We start from the raw sequence: 26605 nt of genomic DNA, 5'->3' as shown, positions 1-26605 counted from the left end.
GCTTGCCGCAAGTCCGATCAGAGGCTAGCGCAAGCTGTCCCCTTGCCATGGTGCCCCATGCCCGTCCCCGCCCAAACGATCCTGCTGCTGCTGGCCTCGAACCTGTTCATGACCTTCGCGTGGTACGGGCATCTAAAGTTCAAGACCGCCCCCCTCGCGCTGGTGATCCTGATCAGCTGGGGCATCGCCTTCTTCGAATACCTGCTGCAGGTGCCGGCCAACCGGATCGGCCACGGCTATTTCTCGGCGGCCGAGCTGAAGACCATTCAGGAGGTCATCACGCTGGCCGTCTTCGTCGCCTTCTCGGTGTTTTACCTGAAGGAATCGCTCAGCTGGAACCACCTGATCGGCTTCACCCTGATCGCCGCCGGCGCCGGATTTATCTTCTATCGCCCCAGTTGAGCCATATGGACACTTCCAGACGGCAATAATAAACTTGTGAAATGAATAAAGCCATTCCCCGGTTCCTCGACCGCACCACGCCGCCGCATCTGGCCACGCTGATCCTTATTTCCGGGGTCTCCGCGCTGTCGATGAACGTGTTTCTTCCCTCGCTGCCGAACATGGCGGCGTATTTCGACGCCGATTACCGCGTCCTGCAATTGTCCGTCTCGGTTTACCTTGGCTTCAGCGCCATCCTGCAGCTGGTGATCGGCCCGCTGTCCGACCGGTTCGGCCGCCGCAACATCCTGCTGGCCTCGCTGGTGATCTTCCTGCTGGCCAGTGTCGGCACCTTGATCGCACCCAATGCGACCGTGTTCCTCGTGTTCCGCATGCTGCAGGCGGCGGTGGCGACCGGCATGGCCCTCAGCCGTGCCATCGTGCGCGACATGGTCGAGGAATCACAGGCGGCCTCGATGATCGGCTACCTGACGCTGGGCATGTCGATCGTGCCGATGCTGGGCCCGATCATCGGCGGCGCGCTGGACGAGGTCTTCGGCTGGAAGGCCAGCTTCCTCCTGCTGACGCTGCTGGGCGCCTTGGTGCTGGCCCTCGTGTGGTCCGATCTGGGCGAGACGATGGAGCGCAAACCCGGCGGCTTCGCGGCGCAGTTCCGCGAATACCCCGAGCTTCTGACTTCGCCGCGCTTCTGGGGCTATGTGCTGTCGACCGCTTGCGCCTCGGGCGTGTTCTTCGCCTATCTCGGCGGGGCGCCCTTCGTCGGCACGGTGATCTACGGCCTCAGCCCCAGCGAGCTGGGCTTCTTCTTCGGCACCACCGGTCTGGGCTACGGCTTGGGCAATTTCGTCTCGGGCCGCTATTCGATGCGGATGGGCGTCACGCGGATGATCATCGGCGGCAACGCGGTCATGGCCACCGGCATCGCCTGTCAGGCCTTGGCCGTCGCCACCGGCATCGGCGGGGCGGCCGGGTTCTTCCTGCCCTTCCTGTTCGTCGGCATCGGCAACGGCATGGTGCTGCCCAACTCCAACGCGGGGATGCTGTCGGTGCGCCCGGCGCTGGCCGGCACGGCCTCGGGGCTGGGCGGGGCCTTCATGATCGGCGGCGGCGCGCTGCTGTCCGCCCTCGCCGGCGCCCTCCTGACCGCCGAGACCGGGGCCTGGCCGCTGATCGCCATCATGACCCTGTCGCTGCTGGGCTCGATCGCGGCGATCTTCCTCGTGATCGCGCGCAACCGGCAATTGGCGGGCTGACGCCGCCCTTCGTCGCACTTGGCAGCGCCTGTTTGCAAAGCTAGTGTCCCGCCGTTGCAAAGCGGAGGGACATCATGGCCGTGCAGAAACTCTACGCCGGGGCCAAGCTGCGCGAGATCCGTCTGCGGCTGCAACTGACGCAGAAGGAATTCGCCGCCCGGCTCGGCGTGTCGTTGCCGTATCTGAACCAGATGGAGAACAACAACCGCCCGGTCTCGACCGCGGTGGTTCTGGCCTTGGCGCGCGAATTCGGCACCGATGTGACCGAGCTGTCCACCGGCGACAGCGAGCGGATGGTCTCGGACCTGCGCGAGGCCTTGGCCGACCCGGTCTTCCCCAGCCCCGCGCCCTCGCCGGCCGATCTGCGGCTGGTGGCGTCGAACGCCCCCGGCGTGGCCCGCGCGCTGCTGGCGCTGCACCGCGCCTACCGCCAGACGCATGAGCGCCTTGCCTCGCTGGATGAGGCTCTGGGCGGCGAGGACCGGATGCTCCGCGCCTCGCCCTGGGAGGAGGTGCGCGACTTCTTCCACTACTGCGACAACTATATCGACGCCGTGGACAAGGCTGCCGAACATGTCGCCCAAGGCCCCGGCGCCATCGAGGCCAAGGCCACCCGCCTGCTGGAACGGCGCGGGATCAGCGTGCAGTTTTCCGATGATCTGACCCTCAGAACCTATGACGCGGGGCGTCGGACTCTCACTTTGTCAACAAAGGCCAGCGATGCGTCCCGGCGCTTCCAGATGCTGCACCAGATCGCCCTGCTGACCCAGAACGAGCTGCTGGAGGCCACGCTGGACCTTGCCCGCTTCCAGTCGGACGAGGCCCGGGCCATCGCCAAGATCGGACTCGCCAACTACTTCGCAGGCGCGGCCCAGATGCCCTACCGCGCGTTTCAGGACGCCGCGCAGGAGACCCGCCACGATCTGGAGATGCTGGCTGACCGCTTTGGCGCCTCGATCGAGCAGGTCGCGCATCGGCTGTCGACGCTGCAACGGCCGGGTGCCAAGGGTGTGCCCTTCTGGTTCGTGCGGGTCGATCAGGCCGGGACGATCACCAAGCGCCACTCGGCCACGCGGCTGCAATTCGCGCGCTACGGCGGCGCCTGCCCGTTGTGGAACGTGCACCAAGCCTTCGAGACGCCCGGCCGCTTCCTGCGCCAGCTGGCCGAGACGCCGGATGGCGTGCGCTATTTCTCGCTGGCGCGCGACGTGTCGAAACCGGGCGGATCGTTCCGGGCACCGGTGCGCCGTTATGCCATCGGGCTGGGCTGCGAGATCCGGCATGCCAACCAGATCACCTATGCCGACGACATGGATCTGACCAACCCGCAGGCGTTCGAGCCGATCGGGATCTCGTGCCGGATCTGCGCGCGGCCCGATTGCCACCAGCGTTCGGTCCCGCCGCTGGAGCAGACGCTGAAGATCGATCCCGACCGCCGCGGCGTCCTGCCCTACGGCATCGCCGGACAGGGGCCGCACTGACGGCGCGCCCTGCCCGTTAAAATCAAGGGGCCACCCCTATTGGAGTGACCCCAGGCCAACCCGTTGCCGGATCTCGGTTCAGGCCGTGGCGCGCAGCATCGAGGCGATCTGATCCTTCAGTGCCATCCGCGTCTTGCGCAGCTCGGTCTCGTGTTCGGGGGTGACGGGCTGGACATTGGTCTCGGCCCGGTGAATGGCGTCGTTCACCGCGTGATACTCCTCGGTCAGGCGGGCGAAATGCGCGTCCGCCCCCTTCAGCGCCTGGATCTTCTCGCCGTCCGCCGGGAATTCATCGGCCAGTTGGTGCGGGGTGTTCGACATGGTCTTCTCCGTCCTTCTTGTCCCGTTAAAGGTAGACGGACGAATCAGGTTCCGACTTTGATCTGGATCAGCCCGGCGATTTATCCGCGCACACGGTGATGCAGGATGATCGGCACGATCAGGTCTTCCTCATCCAGCAGGTGCCGGTCGAGGAAGCTGGCGAAGGGCGTCAGAACTTCATCAAGCTGGGCGGCGGTTTCGCGGGGCGGCTGGCCCTCCGAGAGGGTCCGCAGCACGGCATTCGTCCGGTCGGCCAGCGCATGCAGATGGGCATCGAGCGCGTGATGATCGCCGTCGAGCAGCTGAAAGCCCTGTTCCAGCCGGGGCTCCGTCGTCGCCAGCAGCGGAAAGTAATGGTGATCCTCGACCTGATGGTGGCCGTGAAGCCCGTCCAGCAAGGTACTGGCCAGCTGCACCAGACGGCGCGGATTGGGTTCGGCGTCACGCTCGATGATGCTACGGGTCTGGTCTTGGAGCATCGGCAGCAGGCGACGGAACCCCATATGCCGCTCCAGCCAGAAGCTGGTCAGGCCGTGGAACTCGGGATGCGCCTCCCAAGCCTCGCGCGGGTAATCGGCGAGCAGCAGTTGCAGCGTCTCGGGCAGGCCGTCGCGGTGTTCCAGATCGTCCATGCCGGACCTCTCAGCGTTGCGCCCGGCGCCATCCGGCAGCGCGGGCCTCGTCTTCGGTGCAGAACCAGTGCTCGCCGCGCGCGGGGTCGATCCGCGTGCGGTCATAATCGCGCTGGCCGGGCATATGATAGATGCGCCCGGAGCCCGAGACATTCCCCTTGATCGCACAGCCGCTCTGCGGAGGTGCAGAAGGTTGCACTTCGGCCCAGCGGTCCGCACGATAGTCCGAAGGAGTGGTAAAGCCCCCCTCGCCATCGCGCCAGACCCCACGGGCTGAGGCCCGCGCCACCCGTTCCGGGCGGATGTAGTCGTGCGAATAGGCGCGGTAGGCCAATGCGGCGCCATTCAGCACCATCGCCTCGCCCAGATCCCCCTGCCCCGCCGAGCACCGCGCGACGATACGGCCATAGCGGTCGGTGTCGACCTCGATACAGGCGACGTTGCGCCCGCCGATCAGCCGTTCCAGCTCGTCGCCGGACCAGCGGCCGCAATGCCAGCGCTCGCCCGGCAAGCCGCAATCCTGATCCCTCTCTGGCGCATCGATACCGAAGAGCCGGACGGACTGCCCGGCCACCTCCAGCGTGTCGCCATCGACCACACGGGCCGCGCCGCGGACATCGGCCAAGGCCGGCGAGGCCGCCAGCAGAGCCAGAATAAAGAGTGAACGAAAGATTAACATGCCGCCGATGTAGCCACCGGCGGCATGTCCTTCAAGCGGAGTTTCCGGCCAGCCTTAACGCTGGGCGGTTTTCCAGTTCGGGTTGATCCAGGGCTCAAGATTTGAGCGCGGCAGCGGGGTGCGCCCCAAGATATGGTCGGCCATCTTCTCGCCGGTCATGATCGAGGGGCCGTTCAGGTTGCCATTGGTGATGCGCGGGAAGACCGAGCTGTCGGCGACGCGCAACCCGTCCACGCCGATCACCTTGCCCTGCCCGTCGACCACCGCCATCTTGTCGTCGCGCCGCCCCATGCGGGCCGTGCCGCAGGGGTGGAAGGCCGATTCCGCATGCTCGCGGATGAAGCTGTCGAGCTCGTCGTCGGATTGCAGCGCGGCGCCCGGCTGGATCTCGTGTTTGACGTATTGCGCCATCGCCGGCTGGGCGATGATTTCGCGCGTCAGGCGGATGCAGGCGCGGAAATCCTCCCAATCCTCGGGATGCGACATGTAGTTGAAGCGGATCACCGGGTTGTCGGCGGGATCGGTCGAGCGCAGCCGCACCGTCCCGCGCGATTTCGAGCGCATCGGGCCGACATGGGTCTGGAAGCCATGCCCCTCGGCCACGGCCTGCCCGTCATAGCGCACGGCAATGGGGAGGAAGTGGTATTGGATATCCGGATACTCGACCCCGGCCTGCGAACGGATGAAGCCACAGCTCTCGAACTGGTTCGAGGCGCCCGGCCCCTTGCGGCCCAGCATCCATTGCGCGCCGACAAAGGCCTTGCCCCAGAGGTTCCAGTATTTGAACAGCGAGATCGGGTCCTTGGTGGCGTATTGCAGATACAGCTCAAGGTGGTCCTGCAGGTTCGAGCCGACGCCGGGACGGTCGGCGATGACCTCGATCCCATGCTCGCGCAAATGCTCGGCCGGACCGATGCCCGAGAGCATCAACAGCTTCGGCGTGTTCAGGGACGAGGCCGCCAGCACCACCTCGCGGTTGGCCGTCAGCTTGCGGCCATCGGCCATCAAGACGCCCTTGGCGCGCCCCTCCTTGATCAGGACCTTGGCGGCCAAGCCTTTGACGATCTTGACCTTCCCGGTCTTCATCGCGGGCTTGAGATAAGCCTTCGCGGCCGACCAACGCTCGCCCTTGAAGATCGTCGCCTCCATGGCGCCGAAGCCTTCCTGCTGCTGGCCGTTATAGTCGCGGGTGACGGGATAGCCCGCCTGATGCCCGGCCTCGACAAAGGCGTCGAAGAGCGGGTTCTCGCGTTTGCCCCGGCTGATATGCAAGGGGCCGTCGGTGCCGCGCCATTCCTCGCCCTCGCCGGCATCTTCGGCGCCGTGCCAGGTCTCCATGCGCTTGAAATAGGGCTGCACGTCGGCGAAGGACCAGCCTTCGGCGCCCTGCTCTTCCCAATGCTCGTAATCCTTGGCGTGGCCCCGGACATAGACCATCCCGTTGATCGAAGAAGAGCCACCGATCACCTTGCCGCGCGGCGTGACCAAGGACCGGCCGCCGAGATGCGGCTCGGGCTCCGAGGCCATGCCCCAATCGTAGCGCTTCATGTTCATCGGGTAGGACAAAGCGCCCGGCATCTGGATGAAGGGCCCGGCATCGGTGCCGCCGAACTCCACGACCAGCACGGTCTGGCCGGCTTCCGCCAGCCGGTAGGCCACGGCCGATCCGCCCGAGCCTGCCCCAACGATCACGTAATCCGCGTTCATTTCCAATGCCTTCAGTACGGAGCGTCGACGGGGTTCATGCCCACGTAGACGGATTTGATCTGCGTGTAGTGCTCCAGCGCCGCATGACCGTTCTCACGACCGACGCCCGAGAGTTTGGAGCCGCCGAAGGGCGCCTCGACCGGCGTGAGGTTGTAGGCGTTGATCCAGCAGGTGCCGGCCTCGAAGGCGGCGGCGACCCGGTGGCCACGGGCCATATCGGCGGTGAAGACCCCGGCGGCGAGGCCGAAGTCGGTGCCATTGGCGCGGGCGATGACTTCTTCCTCGGTGTCGAAATCGAGGATTGCCATGACCGGGCCGAAGATCTCCTCGCGGGCGATCACCATGTCATCGGTGACGTCGGCGAAGACCGTCGGTTGCAGGTAGTTGCCCGCCCGGTCCAGCCGCGCGCCGCCGGTGATGAGGCGAGCGCCCTCGGCCTTGCCCTTCTCGATGTAGCTCAGGACCTTGGACAGCTGGTCCTCGGTGACCATCGGACCCATCTGCGTGGCCTCGTCCAACGGCTCGCCGATGACGATGGCCTCGGCGCGTTCCTTCAGACGGGCGAGGAAGCGCTCCTTCAGGCCCTTCTGCACGAAGACCCGCGTTCCGTTCGAACAGATCTGCCCGGTCGAGTAGAAATTCCCCAGCATCGCCGCGCCAATGGCGTCTTCCAGCGAGGCATCGTCGAAGACCACCAAAGGCGACTTGCCACCCAGCTCCATCGTCACATGGCGGATGCCCTCGGCGGCGGCGGCATAGACCTTGCGGCCCGTGGGCACCGAACCGGTCAACGAGACCTTGGCCACGCGCGGGTCGGTGACCAGTGAGGCTCCCACCGCGCCGCGCCCCTGCACGACGTTGAACAGGCCCGCCGGCGCACCGGCTTCGATGAAGATCTCGGCCACTTTCAGGGCACAAAGCGGCGTGACTTCCGAGGGTTTGAAGACCATCGCGTTGCCGAAAGCCAGCGCCGGGGCGGCTTTCCAGCAGGCGATCTGGGTCGGGTAGTTCCACGCGCCGATGCCGACACAGACGCCCAAGGCCTCGCGGATCGTGTAGACGAAATCGCCGCCGCCGACGGGCACGGTCTGGCCGGTCACGGTCGGCGCGAAGCCGGCGAAATACTCCAGCGCATCGGCGCCTGAGGACGCGTCGGCGACCAGCGTTTCCTGCAGCGGCTTGCCGGTATCCAGCGTCTCCAGCTCGGAGAGTTCCCGGTTGCGCGAGCGGATGATCTCGGCAGCCTTATGCAGCACGCGGGCGCGCTCGACCGGACGCAGAGCCGCCCATTCCTTCTGCGCGCGGGCGGCCGAGGCCAGCGCGCGGTCGACCAGCGCGGGCGTCGCCTCGTGTAGGCGGGCGATCACCTCGCCGGTGGCGGCATAGACGCACTCGATGGGCGCGCCGGCCGTGTCCTCGACATACTGGCCGTCGATGAAATGGCTGGCGGTCGGCTGGGCGCGCATCAGCGGGCCTCCTTCAGGGCAAGGTTCAGATAGTCTTCGACGCGGCGGGCGGTGCCCGGTCCGTCAGGCGAATCGGCGCCCAAGGCGGCGTGCAGATAGGCGCCGTCGATCATCTCGGCCAGCGATTGCGCGACGTCCGGCGCCTTGGCCCCCAGCTGGGGACGCAGGGCATGCGTGAGGTTCGACACGAGGCGCTTCTGATAGACATTGAGCAGCCGCTTCACCTCGGGCTGGGTCTGGGCCAGCACGTAGAAATTCAGCCAAGCGGCCACTACCTCGCGGCGGAAATTGCCGCCCGTGAACGAGACGCGGATGACCGAGCGCGCGCGCCCTTCGGGGCTGTCGGCCGCGGCCAAAGCGCCCCGGATTTCAGCACCATAGACGGTCAGGACATGGCGCATCGCGGCGAGGAACATCGCCTCTTTCGAGCCGAAGTAGTGATGCGCCAAGGCCGAGGACATGCCGGCGCGCTTGGCGATCCGGCTGACCGTGACTTCCAGCGTCCCCACGTTCCCGATCTCGGCGATTGTGGCCTTGATCAGAGAGGCGCGTCGTATAGGCTCCATGCCGATCTTGGGCATAATCCGTCCCCTTCCACCGGCGCGGACCATGCCCGCTACCGCAATCACTGTTGATTCCCTGCTAGACCATGGTTTATTGACTAGTCAATCAACAAAAAGACCCAACGGGAGAGACACCATGACCCTGACCCGCCTTGGCCTGACCACGGCCGCCCTTGCTCTGGCCACCGCGCCTGCCCTCGCCGATTGCAATACCGTGCGTTTCTCGGATGTGGGCTGGACCGACATCACCGCCACCACCGCCGTCGCGACGACCATCCTCGACGCGCTGGGCTACGAGACCGAGACCCTCGTGCTGTCGGTTCCGGTGACCTATACCTCGATGGCCAACGGCGACATCGACGTCTTCCTCGGCAACTGGATGCCGACCATGGAAGCCGACATCGCCCCCTACCGCGAGGCCGGCACCGTCGACACCGTGCGCATGAACCTGTCGGGCGCCAAATACACGCTGGCTACCAATGCGGCCGGCGCCGAGATGGGGATCACCTCGTTCGCCGACATCGCTGCCCATCGTGACGCGCTGGAAGGCCATATCTACGGCATCGAGCCCGGCAACGACGGCAACCGCCTGATCCTCGACATGATCGAAGCCAATGCCTTCGATCTGGAGGGCTTCGACGTCGTCGAAAGCTCGGAGCAAGGCATGCTGGCGCAGGTGTCGCGCGCCGATCGTCGTGACCAGCCGGTCGTCTTCCTCGGCTGGGAGCCCCACCCGATGAACGCCAACCACGAGCTGACCTACCTGTCGGGTGGTGACGATTACTTCGGCCCGAACTTCGGTGGCGCCGAGGTCTATACCAACACCCGCGCCGGCTATGTCGAGGAATGCGCCAATGTCGGCGCGCTGCTCAACAACATGGAATTCACGCTGGCCATGGAAAACGAGATCATGGGCGCGATCCTCAACGACGGCACCGCGCCCGAGGAAGCCGCCCGTGCCTGGCTGGCCGAGAATACCGACGTGCTGGGCCCGTGGCTGAACGGCGTGCTGACCACCGATGGTGGTGATGCCATGACCGCTGTCACCGAAGCCCTGAACGGCTGATCCTGAACCCGGCCCCGGCCCGTTGCGCACAGCCGCACGGGCCGGGGCCTTGCAATGCGCGGACCCTCTATGTCAGATCCGATTTCCGACGCCATCACCGGGGCCAAGATCCCCGTCGGGCGTGTCATCGCCGATATCTTCACCTTGGTGCAGGATAATTTCTGGCCCTTCTTCGATGCCATCGAACTGGGTCTGCGGACCGCGATCGAGGCCATGGGCGCGGCGCTGTTGCTGCCCCATCCCGCCATCGTCATCGCGATCTTTGCCGCCATCACCTGGCTGCTGCAGCGCAATTGGGTCGCCGTTGCCATCGTCGTCGGCTGCGCGCTGTTCGCCTGGAACCAGAACTACTGGGAACTGACGATGCAGACGCTGGTGCTGGTGCTGGGCTCCTGCGCGGTCTGCATGGCGATCGGGGTGCCGCTGGGCATTTTCGCCGCGCATCACCCGCGCTTCTATCGCTTCCTGACGCCGATCCTCGACCTGATGCAGACGCTGCCGACCTTCGTCTACCTGATCCCGGTGCTGGTGCTGTTCGGCCTCGGCATGGTGCCGGGTCTGGTGGCGACGGTGATCTTCGCCATGCCCGCCGCGATCCGCCTGACGGAGCTGGGCATCCGCTCCACCCCGACCGCGCTGTCCGAGGCCGCCACGGCCTTCGGCGCGACCAACATGCAGCGCATCTTCAAGGTCGAGCTGCCCTGGGCCTTCCCGCAGATCATGGCGGGCCTCAACCAGACGATCATGCTGTCTTTGTCGATGGTGGTGATCGCGGGCCTCGTCGGCGCACCGGGTCTCGGCGTGCCGGTGGTGAGGGCGCTGAACACGGTGAACGCGGCCCTGGGCTTTGAATCCGGCGCGGTGATCGTCGCCGTCGCCATCATGCTGGACCGGATGCTGCGCGTGGAGACCAAGTCATGAGCGAGAGCGATACCCCCCTCCCCGAGGTCGCCCAGACCGCGGTGTCCTTCCAGCATGTCTCCATCGTCTTTGGCGACAATCCGCACCGCGCCCTGCCGCTGATGGAGACGGGCCAGAGCCGCGCCCATATCCAGAAGGAGACCGGGCAGGTGCTGGGCGTGCATGATTGCACGCTCGACGTGGCTGAGGGCGAGATCCTCGTGCTGATGGGCCTGTCGGGTTCGGGCAAGTCGACACTGTTGCGCGCGGTCAATGGCCTCAACCCCATCGTGCAGGGCGACGTGCTGGTGCGCTCGGGCGGCGAGATGGTCTCGGTGCCGGGTGCCGGCAAGACCGCGCTGCGCAAGCTGCGGATGAACTCGGTCGCCATGGTGTTCCAGCAATTCGGCCTGCTGCCGTGGCGGACGGTGCGCGAGAATGTGGGGCTGGGGCTGGAACTGGCCGGGCTCAAGGGCAAGCCGAAACGCGAACGGGTCGAGGCGCAGCTTGAGCTGGTCGGCCTGGCGCAATGGGCCGACCGCAAGGTGGGCGAGCTATCGGGCGGCATGCAGCAGCGCGTGGGTCTGGCCCGCGCCTTTGCCACCGAGGCGCCGATCCTCTTGATGGACGAGCCCTTCTCGGCGCTGGACCCGCTGATCCGCACCCGTCTGCAGGACGAACTTCTGGATCTGCAGCAGCGGCTGAAGCGCACGATCATCTTCGTCAGCCACGATCTCGATGAGGCCTTCAAGCTGGGCAACCGGATCGCCATCATGGAGGGCGGACGCATCATCCAATGCGGTACCCCGTCCGAGATCTACACCAACCCGGCCAATGATTACGTCGCGGACTTCGTCGCGCATATGAACCCGCTGGGCGTTCTGACGGCGCGCGATGCGATGGTCGAGGCCCCGCGCCCGGCCCCGGCGGGCCTGACCCTGCCGGCGGAAACCCCGCTGCGCGAAGCCATGGCCCAACTGACCGACGCCCGCGGGCGCATCCTGCTGACGGACGAGGGCAAGGTGATCGGCATGCTGACCGATTGCAGCGCCGTCACCGCGCTGATCGCCAAGCGCGGGACCGAGGGCGCCGCCGAAGAAACCGCCTGAAAGGGAAGCCGAACCGCGTAGGGTGGGTTTAAAACCCACCTTACCCGGCGCCTTACTCGCTGCGCTGTGCCGCGCCGACCATCGACCAGTGCAGACGGCCATTCTCGGCCCGCGCGACGCCGAAGCCGGCCTCGGTGATCTGACGATTGAGCATGTTCACCCGATGCTCCGGGCTCTCCATCCAGCCGCGCACGATCTCGGCGGCGCTGCGATGACCCTCGCCGATATTCTCGACCGCGGTGGCATAAGGATAATCCACCCGCCGCAGCCGCCGTCCCAGACCGGCGAACCAGCTGCCGCGATGGGTCAGACGCTCCCGATCCGCCATCCGGCAGGCCTGCACCTGCGCCGCTTCGCCCAACCGGGGCTCCATGCGCAAAGCCGGCAACCCAGCCGAGGCGCGCTCGGCATTGGTCTGCACCAGAAGGGCGCCGCGCAGGCCGCCCAGATCCGCAGGCACCTCGCAGGCCAGAGCCGGTGCTGCGGCAAGCATCAGGGTCAGGGCGAGCGCGTGTTTCATTCCGGCAGCGTCGCCGCTTTCTCGCGCAGGCGCAACTGGTGTTCCCGCAGCGCGATGAAGATCACCGCCGAGACGACCATCACCCCGCCGGCCACGACCCAGGGGTCCACCGGCTCGCCGAAGAAGATCGCGCCCAGTGCCACCGACCAGACGAGCTGCAGCGCCGTCACCGGCTGCGTCACCGTGATCGGCGCCGCCGCGAAGGCCAGCGTCATCATGTAATGCCCCGCGGTCGCGAAGCTGGCGATGATCAGGAACATCCCCAGCTGCTGCCATGTCACCGGCTCCCAGACCGCCAGCGCGAAGGGAAACAGCCCGATCGTCACCGCCATCGACATCATCGCCACGATCACTGCCGGGCTGGCCTTGCCGCTGAGCTGCTTGGCCATGACATAGGAGGCCGCGAAGAACAGCGCGGTGAACAGCATCGCCACATGCCCCGAGCTGAGCTCGCGCAGGCCCGGCCGCAGGATGATCAGCGCGCCGATGATCGCCACGCCAATGGCCGCGATACGGCGAAAGCGCAGGGCCTCGCCCAGAAACAGCGCCGCCCCGATCGAGATCCAGACCGGGTTCATGTAGCCCATGGCCGAGACCTCGGCCAAAGGGATGCGGGTCATCGCGTAGAACCACAGCATCACGCCGAAGGTATGGAACACCCCGCGCCACGCGAAGGCTTTCCACGTCGCGGCGGGGAAATGCGTGCGCAGCAGCGTTGGGATCAGCGGGAGCAAGAACACCAGCCCCATCGCATAGCGCAGGAAGGCCGATTGCGGTGCCGGAACCGAGGGTCCCATCGCCTTCACCAGCGCCGTCAGCCCGACGAAGGCAAAGCCCGAGGCCACCATCCACAGCACCCCGGCGATGGGACGCTGGTCAGAGGGTTCGGACGCGGTACGGGCCGCGGGCGACGGGTCTACGGGGGTATTTAACGCGTTCATAAACTCTCCCTGCCCTGCCCTGCGCCGCATGGCAAGGGACAAACACGCATCTTGCCGTGAACACCCCTCGCCGGGGCCATTTCAGAGGGGCCAGATCAGCGGGACGAGGGTGCAAACGGTGATGGCCATCAGGATGTTCAGCGGCACGCCCACGCGCAGGAAGTCGGTGAACTGATAGCCGCCCGGGCCATAGACCAGCGTGTTGGTCTGATACCCGATCGGTGTCGCGAAGGCTGCCGAGGCGGCGAACATCACCGCCACCACCAAGGGGCGCGGATCGACGCCCATGCTCTGCGCCAGACCGATGGCCACCGGCGTCACGATCACCGCAACGGCGTTGTTGGACACAAGTTCCGTCAGCACCCCGGCGATGGCATAGACCGCCAACAGCAGCGCCCAATGCGGCAGGCCCTGCAGATAGGGCGCCAAGGCCTCGACCAACAGGCGCACGGCGCCCGAATTCTCCAACCCCGCGCCGACGATCAGCATGCCGAAGATCAGCGCCAGCAGACGCCCCTCGATGAACCCGAAAGCCTCGTCCGCGTCGATGCAGCGGGTCAGCAGCACGATCACCACCCCCAGCAGCGCCAGCATCTGGATCGAGGCCACGCCCAAGGCGGACAGCCCGACAACTCCCGCCAGCACGGCGATGACGATGGGCGCATGGCTGCGCCGGAACGCCCGCTCCGACGGCTGGCTGACATCGACCATGTCCATATCGGCGGCGAGGCGGCGGATATCCTCCATCGCGCCTTCCAGCAGCAGCGTATCGCCCACCTGCACGACCAGATCGTCCAGCTGGCGGCCGATGTTCTGGCTGCGACGGTGTACGGCCAGCGGATAGACCCCATAGCGCCGGCGCAGACGCATCTGCCCCAGCGAGCGGCCGATCATCCGGCAGCCCGGCGTGATCAGCACCTCGACGGTCGAGGTCCGGACCGAACTCAGCTGGTCGACAACCCGCAACTCGGGGCTTTGCTGCAGGCCCAGCACCTCGGACATCTGCGTGCGCAGAACGACGCGGTCACCGGGCTCCAGCACCACATCGCCCATCGCCCGGCGCAGCGAGGCGTCGCCGCGCAGCACGTCAATCACTCGCGCGCCGCCCCGGCGAAACACGTCGGCCTCGGCGAGGCTCTTGCCGATCAGCGACGAGCCCTCGGGAATCGCGACCTCGGTGAAGAACTTCATCGGCGCGCGGTCGCCAAGCAGCGCCGCCATCGAATCGCGCTCGGGCAGCAGCCAGCGCCCGGCGAGCGCCAGATAGGTGACCCCCACCCCGGCCACGGCGAGGCCCACGAGCGAGATCTCGAAGATCCCGAAGGGCTCGAGCCCCGAGGCCTGCGCGACCCCGTCCACCAGCAGGTTGGTCGAGGTGCCAACCAGCGTGATCGTGCCCCCGAAGATCGAGAAATAGCTCAGCGGGATCAGCAGCTTCGACGGCGGCACCTGCATCGCCTTGGCCAGCTGCATGAAGATCGGGATCATCACCACGACGATCGGCGTGTTGTTGACGAAAGCCGACATGCCCAAGACGGCGAAGGTCAGGATGACCAGCGTGCGGCGGGGGGCCACGGCGGCCTTGCTCACCGCCTGTTGGGAGAGGAAATCCAGCGCGCCGGTCCGCACGAGGCCGCCCACGATCAGGAACATCGCGGCAATGGTCCAGGGCGCGGGGTTGGCGAAGACGGCGAGCGCCCCGGCCTCGGGCACGATGCCCAGCACCAGCATCAGCACGGCGCCGGACAGGGCCACCACCTCGACCGGGTAGCGCTCGCGCACGAACATCACCAGCATGCCGACGACGATGACGATCGACAGCCACGGCAAATAAGCGGCAGGTATCTCAAGCCCGAACATGGGCATCTCCAGAATTGGCGGCCGGGGCGCGCGGGCGCGGCTGCACAAGGAAGAGGCCGAGGAACAGCAGCGCCAAGGCGCTCCAGACCCAGCCGGAATAACGCTCACCAAGGATCAGCATGGCCCAGACGATTCCCATGCCGGTCACGGTATAGGAAACCTGCGCGCCGAACACGGCGCCGGTCTGTCGCAGCAGCCACAGGTAGCCGGCATAGGCGCCGATGCCCAACAAACCGGCGATCACGAAGGCCAGCACCGGCACCGAAAGCACCTGATCGGGCCACAGCGCCGTGCCGTCGAACAGGGCCAGCCCCAGCGCGGCCATCACGCTGACGAGGTATCCCGCCCAAAGCATCTGGAACGGCCCCACCTCCTCGGCCTTGGACTGGTAGACCACGGCGCCTTCCAGCGCGTAGCACAGCGGTGCCAGCGCGGCGACGGGGATCCAGATCCACTGTGCGGGATCGGGCAGGCTGGCCTCGGGGCCCATCAAGAGCGCCATCGCCGCCGCGCCCGAAGCTACGCCCAGCAGGCGGCGCGGCTGGAACCGCTCGGTCCCCAAGCCTAGTGCCAGCGGCAGGGCGAAGACCGGCACCAGCGAGATGACGATGGAGATCACGCCCGACGGCAGATGCCGCGTGGCGCTGTAGGAGGCGATCGAGGGCAAGGCCATGCCCAGCAAGCCCACCGCCGCATAGAGCCGCAGATGCGCTCCGCTCCAGCGCATGCGGCGGATCTGGCCGGTGGCCAGCAACACGGCCCCCAGCACGACCGAGGCGATCAGCGCCTGCCAGAAGACGATCATCAACGGCGCCAGCCCGGCTCCGGTCGCGACCTTGATCATCGGCGCGCTGATCCCCCAGGCGGCCCCGATGGCCAGCAGGATCAGATAGGCGCCCGGTCGGCCGGAGGCGAGGCGCATCACGATGCGGCAGGCTCCGCCACCGGCGCCGGGCCCGACGGCGCCAGCCGCCCGCCCTGCCGCACCATGGTCACGCTCAGCGCCTTGCCGGTGGCATCGTCGGTCTCGACGAACACGCCCGAGACCGTGGCCTCGCCCATCGCCGGCTCGAAGCGGTTGCGCGCCATGCCGGTGATGAAGCGGCGCAGGGGCTCGTCCTTCTGCATGCCGATGACACTGTCGTAATCGCCGCACATGCCGGCATCGGTCAGATAGGCGGTGCCGCCATTCAGGATCTGCGCATCACCGGTCGGCACATGGGTATGCGTACCCACGACAAGTGAGGCCCGACCGTCACACCAATGGCCCATTGCCATCTTCTCGGACGTCGCCTCGGCATGGACATCGACCAAGGTCGCCTGCACCCGCGCGCCCATCGGATGGGCCCGAAGCACCGGCTCGATGGCGCTAAACGGATCGTCGAAGGGCCGCTTCATGAAGACCTGCCCCATGACCTGCGCGACCAGCACGGCGCGCCCATCGGCCAGCGTGAAGACCCGCGCGCCCACGCCCGGCGCTACCTTGGAGAAATTGATCGCGCGGATCAGACGGGGCTCGCTGTCGATATGGCCCATCATCGCCTTCTGATCGAAGGCATGATCGCCCAGCGTCACCACATCGGCCCCGGCCTCGAACAGCCCCTTGGCGTGATCGGGCGACAGCCCCATCCCCGAGGTGGCGTTCTCGCCATTCACGACCACGAAATCGAGGCCCCAATCACGCCGCATCGTCGGCAGCCGTTCAGCCACCGCGTTACGACCGGAGCGGCCCATTACATCGCCCAGAAAGAGAATACGCATAGGCGTTTCCTACGCCCCAAGTCCCGCCGAGGGAAGCAGATTCGCGCAACCGCCACACCCGCCCCCCTCATCTTTGTGCCCTAAATATCCCGGGGGGTGAGCCGAAGGCGAGGGGGGCAGAGCCCCCTCCCTTGCCGAGCGCAGCGAGGCCCGGTCGCCCGAGGAGCCCGTGCCCGCAGGGCGCGAGGGACGAGGGCGAAACCCCTCCCCCGTCAAACCTCACCCCAAGACCGTCATCCAGCCCCAGGCCGTCAGCACGCACAACCCCGTCGCCAGCAACACGGTCGAGGCCGCCACCCGCTTCGCCCGCCCGTACATATTGGCAAAGAGATAGGCATTCACCCCCGGCGCCATCCCCGCGGTCAGCACCGCCGAGCGGAACGGCCCATGCTCCAGCGCGAAGAACCGCCCCAAGCCCCAGGTGATCGTCGGATGCAGGGCCAGCGACAGCAGCGTCGCATAGGCGATGAGCCGCAGGTCACCCTCGGGCCGATAGCGGAACAACACGCCCCCCAGCCCGAACAGCGCCGCCGGCAGACCCGCGCGCGAGATCAGCTCGACCGCGTCCACCACGACGGTGGGCAGTGTGATGCCGCCAAGGTTGACGATCGCCCCCAGCCCGATGCCGATCACCAGCGGGTTGGTCCACATCCCCTGCAGCGCCTTGAACGCCGTGCGGCCGATGCCGGCCCCCCGCGCCCTGACCCCCTCCATCGCGGTGATGCCGATCAGGTAGCACAGGGGCGCGTGGATCGAGATGATGGCATAGTTCGGCGCCAGCGCCTCGGGGCCATAGGCGCGCTCGGTGATCGGCACGCCCAAGAGCATCGAGTTCGAGAACAGGCAGACGAAACCCACCGCGACCGCGTCTTCCCAGTCGCGCCCGAACAGGAACCGCGCGCCCAAAAGACCCGCCACGAAGCCCGAGATCGCCCCGCCATAGAAGCTGACCAGAAGCCGCCAGTCGAAGGCCTGCCCCAGATCCAACCGCATCAGCGCGAGGAACAGCAGCATCGGGATCGCGAAGCTCTGGGCGAATTTCATCAGCCCGTCGACGGCGTCCTCGGTCATCCAGTTCCGCCAGGCGGCGCCATACCCCGCCGCCACAACCAGGAAGACGGGGAGGATGACTTGCAAGAGCGCCTGCATTGGAGCCTTTCGAGCGTGTTACAACGCCAGTTCGAGGACCATCCCGTCATAGGCGGGGGTCACATGGTCAGGGGTCTCGGCTTCCAGCGTCGCGTAGTCGAGATCGACATGCATATTGGTCAGCACCGCGCGCTTGGGCGCCGCCCGCGCGATCCATTCCAGCGCCAGATCGAGATGCGCATGGGTCGGATGCGGCTTGTAGCGCAGCGCATCGAGGATCCAGAGGTCGAGGCCGTCCAGGACCGGCCAGCTGTCCTCGGGGATGCGCACCACGTCGGGCAGATAGGCCAGCCCGCCACAGCGGAAACCAAGGGCCTCGATGCTGCCGTGGTTCACCTCGAACGGCGTCAGCTCGATAGACCCACCGGCGCCCTCGATGGCGAAGGGCCCCTCGATGGTGTTGAGGTCCAAAATCGGCGGATAGGGTGAGCCCTTGGGCTGCACGAAGGCATAGCCAAAGCGCGACAATAGTGCGTCCTGCGTATCGCCATCGGCCCAGACCTGCAGGCGCTGGCGCGTGTTGAAGACGATCATGCGCAGATCGTCGATGCCGTGCACATGGTCGGCATGGCTATGGGTATAGACCACCGCATCCAGATGCCCGATGCCGGCATCGAGCAGCTGTTGGCGCATGTCCGGCGAGGTATCGATCAAGACGCGCGTGGTGCCGCCCTGCCCTACCCGTTCCAGCAGCAGGGAACAGCGGCGGCGGGTGTTGCGCGGATTGGTCGGGTCGCAAGCGCCCCATTCGCCGCCCAGCCGAGGCACGCCGCCGGACGAGCCACAGCCGAGGATCGTCGCGCGCAGCAGGTCACTCATGTCAGCCGGGCCTTGGTGAAGAGACGGTCGAAGTTTTCCGAGGTCTGCCGCGCGAACTCGGGATAGTCCATCCCCCAGACGCTGGCCACGGCCTGCGCGGTCAGCGCGGTATAGGCGGGCTCGTTGCGCTTGCCGCGATGGGGCGGCGGGGCAAGGTAAGGCGCGTCGGTCTCGACGAGGATGCGCTCCACGGGCGCGGTCGCGAAGATCTCGCGCAGGGCCTCGGATTTCTTGAAGGCGGCTATGCCCGAGGCCGACAGGTAAAAGCCCAGATCCAGCGCGGCGGCCGCCAGCTCCGGCCCCGACGAGAAGCAATGCATCACGCAGGAATAGGCGCCGGCGCGGTGTTCCTCGGACAGGATGCGGATCATGTCTTCATCGGCGTCGCGCGAGTGGATGATCAGTGGCAGGCCGGTCTGACGCGCAGCCTCGATATGCACGCGCAGGCTCTCTTGCTGAATGGGCGCGCTTTCGGGCGTGTAATGGTAGTCGAGCCCAGTCTCGCCGATGCCGACGAATTTCGGATGCTCGGCCAGCTTGAGCAGCACCTCCAGCGCGATCACCGGCTGCTTGTCGGCGGACATCGGGTGGATGCCGCCGGCCCAATAGACCTCGGGGTAAGTGTCGGCGAGGCCCCGGACGAAATCCGCCCGCTCCATTTTCGTGCAGATCGAGACCATCCGCGTCACGCCCGCCGCGCGCGCGCGCTCGATGATGGCATCGCGCTCGCCGTCGAAATCGGGGAAGTCGAGATGGGTGTGGCTGTCGACGATCGTGGGAATCATGAGAGGGGGTCGGGCCTTCGGCTAGTCATCCGGGAACGGCCTGTGCGGCGGATTCCAGTCGCAGGAACATATCGAGCACCAGCGCGCCGGGGTCAAGGTTGACCGCCCTCGCGCCCCGCGCCCGTGCGCCAAGTTCCGAGGCCAGCTCCGCCCAGTGCCGCGCGGCGCGAGGATCGGGCGAGAGGCGCTCGATCAGTCGCGCTTCGCCACGCGCGGCCTCGGGGGGGACCATGCCGGTGGCACCGGCGCGGGCCAGACGGGCCAGCGCGAGGTCGATCAGCCGGACGGTCAGATCGAAGCGCGGCTCGGCCTCGCGGCCCCCCATGGAATTGGACAATTTCAACACGTCGGGGCGCGAAAGCTGCGGAAGGTCCGAGAGGATTTTCACAATTTCCGCATAGAGCTCCAGCCCGCCGCCATTCGCCACCCGGATCGCTTCGCCCACCGAGCCGCCGGAGAGCTCGGCCAGAGCCTCGCCGTCCTCGACCATGCCCATAGCCTGATCCATCGCGCGAGCCATGTTATCGGTGCCCAACGGATTGAGCCGCAATTCCCGACAACGTGAGCGGATCGTCGGCAGCAGACGCGAGGGCTGATGCGCGACGAGGAACAGCATGGCGCCCGCCGGCGGTTCCTCGAGCAGCTTCAGAAGCGCATTCGCAGCGTTGGGGTTCATCTCGTCGGCGGCATCGACGATCACCACCCGCCGACCGCCCTCGGCGGCAGACAGACCGAAGAACTCGCGCAGCTTGCGGACCTCGTCGACGGTGATCTGGGTTTTCAGCTTGCCGGTTTTCTCATCCGCACCCCGGCGGATCACCAGAAGCCCCGGCTCTGACCCCGCCGCGATGCGATGCGCGACCGGGTGTTCGGAATCCACGTCCAAGGTGTCGGGCGCACCGAACAGGCCGCCGCCCGGCTCGGTCGCCAGCAGGAACTTCGCCAGCCGCCAGGCCAGCGTCGCCTTGCCCACGCCACGCGGGCCGGTGATCAGCCAGCCATGGTGCAGCCGGTCCTGCGCGAAGGCGTCGAGGAACAGCCGTTCCGCCGCCTCCTGACCGAACAGCTTCAGGGTCTCGCGCGGATGCGGGGCGCCGTCGATGCGGTCGGGTTCGGGCGCGGCGCTCATGCCAGAGCCGCCGTCACGGTCGCCAGCACGTCCTCGGCCACAGCCTCGACCGGGCGCGCGCCGTCGATGACGCGGAAGCGGCTGGCGTATTCCTTGGCCAGCGACAGGAAGCCCGCACGCATCCGGCGCTGCAGCTCGGGGCCGAAATCCTCGAAGCGTTCCTCGGTGCCCTTCCGCCCCTTGGCGCGGGCGAGGCCGATCTCGGGGTCCATATCCACCAGCACCGTCAGATCCGGCTCGCGCCCGATCATCAAGGAATGCAACTGGTCGACCAGCGCGCGCAGATCGCCGCGCGAGAGGCCCTGATACATGCGGGTCGAATCGGCGAAACGGTCGCAGATCACCACTTTCCCGGCGGCCAGAGCGGGCTCGATCGTGCGCTCCAGATGGTCGCGGCGGGCGGCGGTGAAAAGCAGGATCTCGGTCTCGGCGGACCAGCGGTCGGGGTCGCCTTCCAGCACCAGACGGCGGATCTCCTCAGCGCCCGGCGAGCCACCGGGCTCGCGCGTCAGCACCACGTCATGGCCCGCCGCGCGCAGGGCCTCGGCCAGAAGCCGCGCCTGCGTCGACTTGCCCGAGCCGTCGATCCCCTCGAAGGTGACGAAAATCCCCCGACCTGTCCCCGTCACGGCGTGGTCAGACCCAGCTGGTTGCCCAGAACCAGAGCGGCGGTGCGCATGCGCGGCAGAAAGCCCCCCTCAGGGACCGAAGCGCCGGCGAGGATCGGCAGCGTGAAGGGCTCGGGCAGGCCCGGCACTTCGACGATCAGCTGACCGACTTCGGTGCCTTGTTCGACCGGTGCGGCCAGCGGGCCCTCATATTCGACACGGGCGGTGACGTCGCCTTGGCTGATCGCCGGCATCAGCACGCTCAGATCGCGCGCGGCGACCAGGGGCACGCTGTCCACGGTGCCCATCCAGACATCGGCCACGGCGACCTCCTGCCCTTCTTCCAGCACGTCACGCTCGACGAATTGGCGGAAGGCCCAGGTGATGATGCGCTCGGCTTCCTCGACCCGTTCGGTCGCCGAGTTCAGGCCCGAGAAGACGAAGATCACGCGGCGATCGCCCTGATGGGCCGAGCCGACCAGCGAATAACCCGCTTCCTCGGTATGGCCGGTCTTGAAGCCGTCCATGCCGACGCCCGCATTGAGCAACGGCACGCGGTTCGGTTGGGTGATCTCGTTCCAGCTGAACTCGCTCTCGCCGAGGTAATGGTACAGATCGCCGTGCTGGGTGATGATGTAATTCGCCAGCACCGCGAGGTCATGCATACTCATGCGGTGACGCGGGTCCGGCCAGCCCGAGGCATTGGCGATGGTCGTCTGCGTCATGCCGATCTGCGCGGCGCGATCCTGCGCCATCTGCGCGAAGGCCGCTTCCGACCCGCCCAGCCCTTCGGCGATGGCGACGGCGGCATCGTTGCCCGAGACCACGGCGAGACCGCGGATCAGATCCTCGGTCGTCGGACGGTCGCGGGTTTCGAGGAACATCGACGAGCCCCCCATGGCATGCGCCCGTTCGGACACGGTCCAGGTGGTATCGAGCGACACCCGCCCCTCGGCCAGCGCATCATAGAGCATCGCCAGCGTCATCAGCTTCGACATCGAAGCGGGCGGCAGGGGAATATCGGCATTCTGCTGGGCCAGAACCTGACCCGATCCCACGTCGAGGATGTAGTAATTCGGCGCGCGGCCGCCATAGGGCGATTGCGCGACGGCCGTCAGCGACGAGGCGGCAATACTGGCCATGATGAGGGCGCACGCGATCAGCAGGCGCTTGAGGGGCATGGATCTCTCCTTCCGGCAGGGCTGCACCGGGCGCTCCCGTTCAGGGCCCCCGGCGCGCGCACCTTAGCGTTATTCGGTGACAGGTTTCAAACCCGCTCAGCGCACAACCGCGTAAGCATCGGCAAAGCCCAGCTCGCGCACCCGGCGCAGGAACTCGCCGCGCTGAGCGGTCGAGCTGGCCGGGCCGACGACGACACGCCAGTACAGGTTCTCGCCAACGCGGCCCCGGCGCACTTCGGCGGCCAGACCGGCCTGCTGCATCGCGTTGCGGGCGTTCACGGCATTCTGTTCGACGCTGAAGATCCCGATCTGCACGAAGGGCCGGTCGATGCGCGGCCCGGCGGGCTGCGCGGCCTGCGGCGGCAGCGGCGCGGTGCCGGTCGCCTGCAACGGCGCGCTGGCCGCGGCCGAGGTCGGCGCGTCATTGGCATCCGGCAGGGCGATCAGCGTGGTATCGGGTTCAGGCGTGCGCTCACGACGACGGAACAGGTCGCGGAACGAGCGGCGCTGCGGTTCGGCCTCGACCACGGCTACCGGCGCGACACCGGCCTCGGCCGTCGCCGTTGCTGCGGCCGTCGCGGCGCCTGCAGCGGGGGCCAGCGCGGTTTCGGCGATTGCGGTCGTTTCGGGCTCGGGTGTGCGGCGGCGGAACAGGCCGAGCAAACCGCGACGCGGTTCCTCCGCCTCGACATCGGCGACGGCGACCTGACCGGCGGGCTGGGCCGTCGGGGATTCTGCTGTGGCGACAGGGGCGATGGCCAGCGTCTCGGTCGCGGCGGTGGCGACCTCCTCGGGGGCCGGGTCGATCTCCATCTCGACGCGCTGGAGGCGCAGGGCGGTGACTTCGATCTCGGTCGGCGCACCGGCGAGGATGCCCAGCGCGTTGGCGGCCTCGGACGACACCTGGAACCGCGGGCCGGGGTTCTCGCGCTCGCGGCGGAAGAGCGCGCCGATGACGGTCGCGCCGGTTGCGCGGTTGCGGATCAGTACGCGCTCAGGGTCATGGGCGGTGGGATGGGCGACCCAGACGCCGCCCAACGAGGGGCGACCGTCCCAAAGGCCGTTCTCCGAGGCCTGAAACACCTCGGGCGCCTCGACGTCGCGCTCGATCACGCGACCGCCGGGGCCGGTATCCGTGGCGACGACGCCCGGCTCGGCCATGGCGGCTTCGGTCTGGCTCATCTGGCAAGCGCCCAGCGTCAGGACAGCCGACAACACCATGACCGGCGCGGCTGCCAGTCGCGGGAATGCGGTGCTGACTGTACGATCCATTCTGCCCTCGTGCCCCGGTGCCAGGCCGCTCAGGCGGCCCGCACGTTCTTTGCCACCTGCTTTGCAGGTGCGGATTTTTCCCGGCAGGATAGCGTCAACGTCGCATTATGGAAAGTAAATTGCGGGTGCTTTCGCCGCCGCGCGGCATCAACTCGCCGACCGGGGGTCAAGGCGCCTCGGGCAGGTGTTGATCATCGAGGGGCGCGAGGATCTCGGCGATATGCCCGCGCAGCCATTGATGCGCCGGGTTCTGCGATTGCCGCCGGTGCCAGATCATCTGCAAGGTCTCGGGCCCGACAGGCACTGGCGGACGATAAAGGTCGATCGGCAGGCGCTTGGCGACGTGCAGCGCCAGTTGTCCGGGCAAGAGCGCGATCAGGTCCGAGGCCGCGACCGCCAGATAAACCCCCGAGAAGAACGGCATGGTCATCACCACCTGCCGGCTGCGCCCCACCGCCGCCAGAGCCTTGTCGCCGACCGAAGCCGGGTTCCCCTCGGGCGAGAACAGCACATGGCCAAGGTCGCAATAGAGATCGAGCGGCACCACCGCGCCCGGCGCGACCCGGCCAAGGCGGGGATGGTCCTTGCGCGCGATGACGTAATAGGGCGATGAGAAGACCCGCTGCGTCTCGACCCAATCGGGCATCTTCAGCCCCGGCACCAGCGCGATATCGGCCATGTAGCGCTCCAGCGAGGCCGCGTCCGAGGTCGGCACCAGATCGACAAGGTGCAGCCGCATCCCCGGCGCCAGCTTCGACACCCGCGCGCCCAGCGCCGGCATCATCAGCTCGGCGAAGAAATCCGCGCCCGAGATCCGGAAGCTGTCGCGCGAGGTGGCCGGATCGAAGGGCACGTTGCTCAGAAGGGTGCCGATCTGATCCAGCATCTGCCGCAGCTCCACCTCCAGCCCCTTGGCGAAATCGGTGGGCTGCAGCCCCTGCCCCACGCGAACGAACAGGTCGTCCCCCAGCGCCGCCCGAAGCCGCCCCAGCGCCGCCGAGACCGCCGGCTGACTGAGGCCCAGCCTCTCGCCCGCACGGACGGTGGATCCCTCACGCAGGAGGGCATCGAGAACCCGCAGCAGGTTCAGATCGAACGTGGCCAAATTCACCATATCAATAGAGGCTATTGCAAAATGAAGTTTCTCGGATAGCCTTTTTTCACCTTAAGCTTTTCAGCATCGAAAGCGCTTTCGTTTCCCACACAGACATGGAGGAAACGATGAAAGACGGACACCTTGGCCCCGACACCATCGACTGGGCCGGCACGCAATACCGCACGATCCTGTCCACCGAAGCCTCGGGCGGATCGATGAGCATCGTCGACAGCGTCTCGCCCGTGGGCTCGGGCCCGCCGCGCCACATTCACCACGATGCCGACGAGACCTTCGTGCTGCTCTCGGGCGATTGCAGCTTCTGGCTCAACGGCGAGACCTTCACGCGGGGGCCGGGCGAAACCGTCTTCATCCCGCGCGGCACCGAACATACCTTTCGCGTCAGCGGGGACAAGCCCTCGCGTCATCTGGTGATCCTGACCCCCGGCGGGTTCGAGGGTTTCTTCGCCGAGATGGCGGCCGGGCAATTCCGTATCCCCGAGGACATGCCCGCCGTTCTTGCCAGTGCCGAACGTTTCAAGATGACCTTTACCGGACCACCCTTGGGAGATTGATCATGACCACACCGCGCCTGTTCTTCGCTTTCGGCGCCCTCTGCCTTCTGATCGGCATGGCCTGGGGCATCCATATGTCCGCCTCGGGCGACCACGCCCTGTCACCCGCGCACGCCCATCTGAACTTGGTGGGCTTCGTCCTCGCCTCGATCTTCGGAGGCTGGTACGCGCTGGCCCCCACCGCGCAGGACGGGATGCTGGGCCGCATCCACCTCGTGCTGCACGCCGCCGCCGTGGTGGTGATGGTGCCCGGCATCGTCTTCGCGATTCAGGGCACGGGCGAGACCGGCGCGAAGATCGGCTCGGTGCTGGCGATCCTGTCGGGCCTGATGTTCCTCGTGCAGGTGCTGCGGCATCCGATCGGCCGCCCCGCCTGACGGCGCCGGCATAGAAACGACAAAGGCCCCCGCCATCGGCAGGGGCCTTTGTTCATGGCAAGGGCGGCAGGATCAGATCCGGGCGGCGCCTTGGTTGTGCTTGCGGGCGACCAACGTCTTCGCGGTTTCCACCGCCACGGCGGCGTCGCGGCAATAGGCGTCGGCACCGATGGCCTTGCCGAATTCCTCGTTCAGGGGCGCACCGCCCACCAGAACGATGAACTCGTCGCGCATGCCCTTTTCCTTCAGCGTGTCGATCACGACCTTCATGTAGGGCATGGTGGTGGTCAGCAGGGCCGACATGCCGAGGATGTCGGCGCCTTCGGCTTCCAGCGTCTCGATGTATTTCTCGACCGGGTTGTTGATGCCGATGTCGACGACCTCGAAGCCGGCGCCTTCCATCATCATGCCGACAAGGTTCTTGCCGATGTCGTGGATGTCGCCCTTCACGGTGCCGATCACCATCTTGCCCATGCGCGGCGCGCCGGTTTCGGCCAGCAGCGGCTTCAGGATGGCCATGCCGGCCTTCATCGCGTTGGCGGCGAGCAGCACTTCCGGAACGAACAGGATGCCGTCGCGGAAGTCGTGGCCGACGATCGTCATGCCGGCAACCAGCGCTTTGGTCAGCACGTCATAGGGGGTCCAGCCGCGCTCGAGCAGGAGGTTGACGCCCTCTTCGATCTCGTCCTTCAGGCCGTCGTAGAGGTCGTCCATCATCTGGGCGACAAGCTCTTCGTCGTTGAGTTCGGACAGGATGATTTCGTCGTCCTCGGCCATGGCGCGCTTCCCTGTTGAAGGTATCGTTTAAAGGCTACATGCGGCATGTGCCTTGCCGCAACTGATCCATTCCCGACATGCGCCGAATTAGAAGCGACAGCAAGTCGCAGTTTACCCCCGGATCTTGAAAAATGTTCATGATGTGTTCAAGTTCCGACTCATGTCCCGCCCCCGTCAGC

General features: G+C 66.9%; 28 protein-coding genes. 8 read left to right on the top strand and 20 right to left on the bottom strand.

Features of this window, described 5'->3' with window-relative positions; all coding sequences use genetic code 11:
- Nucleotides 1-57: 57 nt before the first annotated feature.
- From BCY78_RS18670 to BCY78_RS18660, 3 genes are all read left to right on the top strand, one after another.
- Nucleotides 58-402, top strand: coding sequence for a DMT family protein (locus tag BCY78_RS18670; RefSeq protein WP_139103222.1), 345 nt, complete (start codon nucleotides 58-60; stop codon nucleotides 400-402).
- A gap of 41 nt (nucleotides 403-443) precedes the next feature.
- Nucleotides 444-1655 carry a multidrug effflux MFS transporter gene (locus BCY78_RS18665; RefSeq protein WP_068304880.1) on the top strand — a complete coding sequence of 404 codons (1212 nt, stop codon included), beginning with the start codon at nucleotides 444-446 and terminating at the stop codon, nucleotides 1653-1655.
- A 74-nt stretch (nucleotides 1656-1729) separates the two neighbouring features.
- Entirely contained in the window at nucleotides 1730-3136 is a 1407-nt protein-coding gene (locus tag BCY78_RS18660) for a short-chain fatty acyl-CoA regulator family protein (protein WP_068304878.1), read from the top strand.
- Nucleotides 3137-3214: 78 nt separating this feature from the next.
- On the opposite strand, the gene BCY78_RS18655 is transcribed toward BCY78_RS18660, so the two are convergent.
- The 6 genes from BCY78_RS18655 to betI form a co-directional block, all read right to left on the bottom strand.
- Nucleotides 3215-3457 (bottom strand): YdcH family protein, encoded by a 243-nt coding sequence (locus BCY78_RS18655; protein ID WP_068304877.1) that lies wholly within the window; start codon nucleotides 3455-3457, stop codon nucleotides 3215-3217.
- Between the two features lie 80 nt (nucleotides 3458-3537).
- A complete protein-coding gene (locus tag BCY78_RS18650; RefSeq protein WP_068304875.1) occupies nucleotides 3538-4089 on the bottom strand; it encodes a hemerythrin domain-containing protein in 552 nt (183 codons plus the stop codon).
- 10 nt (nucleotides 4090-4099) lie between these two features.
- Nucleotides 4100-4768: a thermonuclease family protein gene (locus BCY78_RS18645; RefSeq protein WP_068304874.1), complete on the bottom strand. Its 669-nt coding sequence runs from the start codon at nucleotides 4766-4768 to the stop codon at nucleotides 4100-4102.
- 54 nt (nucleotides 4769-4822) lie between these two features.
- Nucleotides 4823-6475 carry a choline dehydrogenase gene (gene betA / locus BCY78_RS18640; protein WP_068304872.1) on the bottom strand — a complete coding sequence of 551 codons (1653 nt, stop codon included), beginning with the start codon at nucleotides 6473-6475 and terminating at the stop codon, nucleotides 4823-4825.
- Between the two features lie 11 nt (nucleotides 6476-6486).
- Nucleotides 6487-7941, bottom strand: a complete 1455-nt coding sequence (gene betB / locus BCY78_RS18635; protein WP_068304870.1) for a betaine-aldehyde dehydrogenase — start codon at nucleotides 7939-7941, stop codon at nucleotides 6487-6489.
- Nucleotides 7941-8522 (bottom strand): transcriptional regulator BetI, encoded by a 582-nt coding sequence (betI, locus tag BCY78_RS18630; RefSeq protein ID WP_068304869.1) that lies wholly within the window; start codon nucleotides 8520-8522, stop codon nucleotides 7941-7943. Before betI ends, betB begins: the two co-directional genes overlap by 1 nt.
- A gap of 118 nt (nucleotides 8523-8640) precedes the next feature.
- Here betI and choX point away from each other — a divergent pair, with 118 nt between their 5' ends.
- From choX to choV, 3 genes are all read left to right on the top strand, one after another.
- The gene (gene choX / locus BCY78_RS18625; protein WP_068304868.1) at nucleotides 8641-9570 is read left to right on the top strand and encodes a choline ABC transporter substrate-binding protein; all 930 of its coding nucleotides are present in this window, start codon (nucleotides 8641-8643) and stop codon (nucleotides 9568-9570) included.
- 69 nt (nucleotides 9571-9639) lie between these two features.
- Nucleotides 9640-10491 (top strand): choline ABC transporter permease subunit, encoded by an 852-nt coding sequence (gene choW, locus BCY78_RS18620; protein WP_068304866.1) that lies wholly within the window; start codon nucleotides 9640-9642, stop codon nucleotides 10489-10491.
- Nucleotides 10488-11579: a choline ABC transporter ATP-binding protein gene (choV, locus tag BCY78_RS18615; protein ID WP_068304863.1), complete on the top strand. Its 1092-nt coding sequence runs from the start codon at nucleotides 10488-10490 to the stop codon at nucleotides 11577-11579. The genes choW and choV overlap by 4 nt, the downstream gene beginning before the upstream one ends.
- 52 nt (nucleotides 11580-11631) lie before the next feature.
- On the opposite strand, the gene BCY78_RS18610 is transcribed toward choV, so the two are convergent.
- From BCY78_RS18610 to BCY78_RS18550, 13 genes are all read right to left on the bottom strand, one after another.
- Complete coding sequence (locus BCY78_RS18610) at nucleotides 11632-12099, bottom strand: CAP domain-containing protein (RefSeq protein WP_068304861.1); 468 nt, start codon at nucleotides 12097-12099, stop codon at nucleotides 11632-11634.
- Entirely contained in the window at nucleotides 12096-13040 is a 945-nt protein-coding gene (locus BCY78_RS18605; protein WP_068304860.1) for a DMT family transporter, read from the bottom strand. The genes BCY78_RS18610 and BCY78_RS18605 overlap by 4 nt, the downstream gene beginning before the upstream one ends.
- 81 nt (nucleotides 13041-13121) lie before the next feature.
- Nucleotides 13122-14900 carry an SLC13 family permease gene (locus tag BCY78_RS18600; RefSeq protein ID WP_068304859.1) on the bottom strand — a complete coding sequence of 593 codons (1779 nt, stop codon included), beginning with the start codon at nucleotides 14898-14900 and terminating at the stop codon, nucleotides 13122-13124.
- Nucleotides 14887-15822, bottom strand: coding sequence for a DMT family transporter (locus BCY78_RS18595; RefSeq protein WP_068304856.1), 936 nt, complete (start codon nucleotides 15820-15822; stop codon nucleotides 14887-14889). Before BCY78_RS18595 ends, BCY78_RS18600 begins: the two co-directional genes overlap by 14 nt.
- Nucleotides 15822-16661 (bottom strand): TIGR00282 family metallophosphoesterase, encoded by an 840-nt coding sequence (locus BCY78_RS18590; RefSeq protein WP_068304854.1) that lies wholly within the window; start codon nucleotides 16659-16661, stop codon nucleotides 15822-15824. Before BCY78_RS18590 ends, BCY78_RS18595 begins: the two co-directional genes overlap by 1 nt.
- Nucleotides 16662-16880: 219 nt before the next feature.
- Nucleotides 16881-17810: an AEC family transporter gene (locus tag BCY78_RS18585; RefSeq protein ID WP_068304852.1), complete on the bottom strand. Its 930-nt coding sequence runs from the start codon at nucleotides 17808-17810 to the stop codon at nucleotides 16881-16883.
- Between the two features lie 18 nt (nucleotides 17811-17828).
- The gene (locus BCY78_RS18580) at nucleotides 17829-18629 is read right to left on the bottom strand and encodes an MBL fold metallo-hydrolase (RefSeq protein ID WP_068304851.1); all 801 of its coding nucleotides are present in this window, start codon (nucleotides 18627-18629) and stop codon (nucleotides 17829-17831) included.
- Complete coding sequence (locus tag BCY78_RS18575) at nucleotides 18626-19414, bottom strand: TatD family hydrolase (RefSeq protein WP_068304850.1); 789 nt, start codon at nucleotides 19412-19414, stop codon at nucleotides 18626-18628. Before BCY78_RS18575 ends, BCY78_RS18580 begins: the two co-directional genes overlap by 4 nt.
- Before the next feature lie 25 nt (nucleotides 19415-19439).
- Nucleotides 19440-20543 carry a DNA polymerase III subunit delta' gene (locus BCY78_RS18570; RefSeq protein ID WP_068304849.1) on the bottom strand — a complete coding sequence of 368 codons (1104 nt, stop codon included), beginning with the start codon at nucleotides 20541-20543 and terminating at the stop codon, nucleotides 19440-19442.
- A complete protein-coding gene (tmk, locus tag BCY78_RS18565) occupies nucleotides 20540-21172 on the bottom strand; it encodes a dTMP kinase (RefSeq protein WP_068304847.1) in 633 nt (210 codons plus the stop codon). Before tmk ends, BCY78_RS18570 begins: the two co-directional genes overlap by 4 nt.
- Nucleotides 21169-22332 carry a D-alanyl-D-alanine carboxypeptidase family protein gene (locus BCY78_RS18560; protein WP_233499439.1) on the bottom strand — a complete coding sequence of 388 codons (1164 nt, stop codon included), beginning with the start codon at nucleotides 22330-22332 and terminating at the stop codon, nucleotides 21169-21171. The genes tmk and BCY78_RS18560 overlap by 4 nt, the downstream gene beginning before the upstream one ends.
- Nucleotides 22333-22428: 96 nt before the next feature.
- Complete coding sequence (locus BCY78_RS18555; protein WP_139103221.1) at nucleotides 22429-23604, bottom strand: SPOR domain-containing protein; 1176 nt, start codon at nucleotides 23602-23604, stop codon at nucleotides 22429-22431.
- 166 nt (nucleotides 23605-23770) lie between these two features.
- Complete coding sequence (locus BCY78_RS18550) at nucleotides 23771-24718, bottom strand: LysR family transcriptional regulator (RefSeq protein WP_233499438.1); 948 nt, start codon at nucleotides 24716-24718, stop codon at nucleotides 23771-23773.
- A 107-nt stretch (nucleotides 24719-24825) separates the two neighbouring features.
- On the opposite strand from BCY78_RS18550, the gene BCY78_RS18545 reads away from it, so the two are divergent.
- Together BCY78_RS18545 and BCY78_RS18540 are read left to right on the top strand one after the other, a co-directional pair.
- A complete protein-coding gene (locus tag BCY78_RS18545) occupies nucleotides 24826-25272 on the top strand; it encodes a cupin domain-containing protein (protein ID WP_068304845.1) in 447 nt (148 codons plus the stop codon).
- 2 nt (nucleotides 25273-25274) lie between these two features.
- Nucleotides 25275-25649, top strand: coding sequence for a hypothetical protein (locus tag BCY78_RS18540; protein WP_068304844.1), 375 nt, complete (start codon nucleotides 25275-25277; stop codon nucleotides 25647-25649).
- 72 nt (nucleotides 25650-25721) lie between these two features.
- On the opposite strand, the gene BCY78_RS18535 is transcribed toward BCY78_RS18540, so the two are convergent.
- Entirely contained in the window at nucleotides 25722-26426 is a 705-nt protein-coding gene (locus tag BCY78_RS18535) for a B12-binding domain-containing protein (RefSeq protein ID WP_068304843.1), read from the bottom strand.
- Nucleotides 26427-26605: the final 179 nt, after the last annotated feature.

The organism is Pararhodobacter sp. CCB-MM2, from assembly GCF_001691415.1.
Classification (GTDB): Bacteria; Pseudomonadota; Alphaproteobacteria; order Rhodobacterales; family Rhodobacteraceae; genus Pararhodobacter.
The sequence above is the reverse complement of the archived record's forward strand: the minus strand, read 5'-3'. Positions and strand labels throughout refer to the sequence as shown.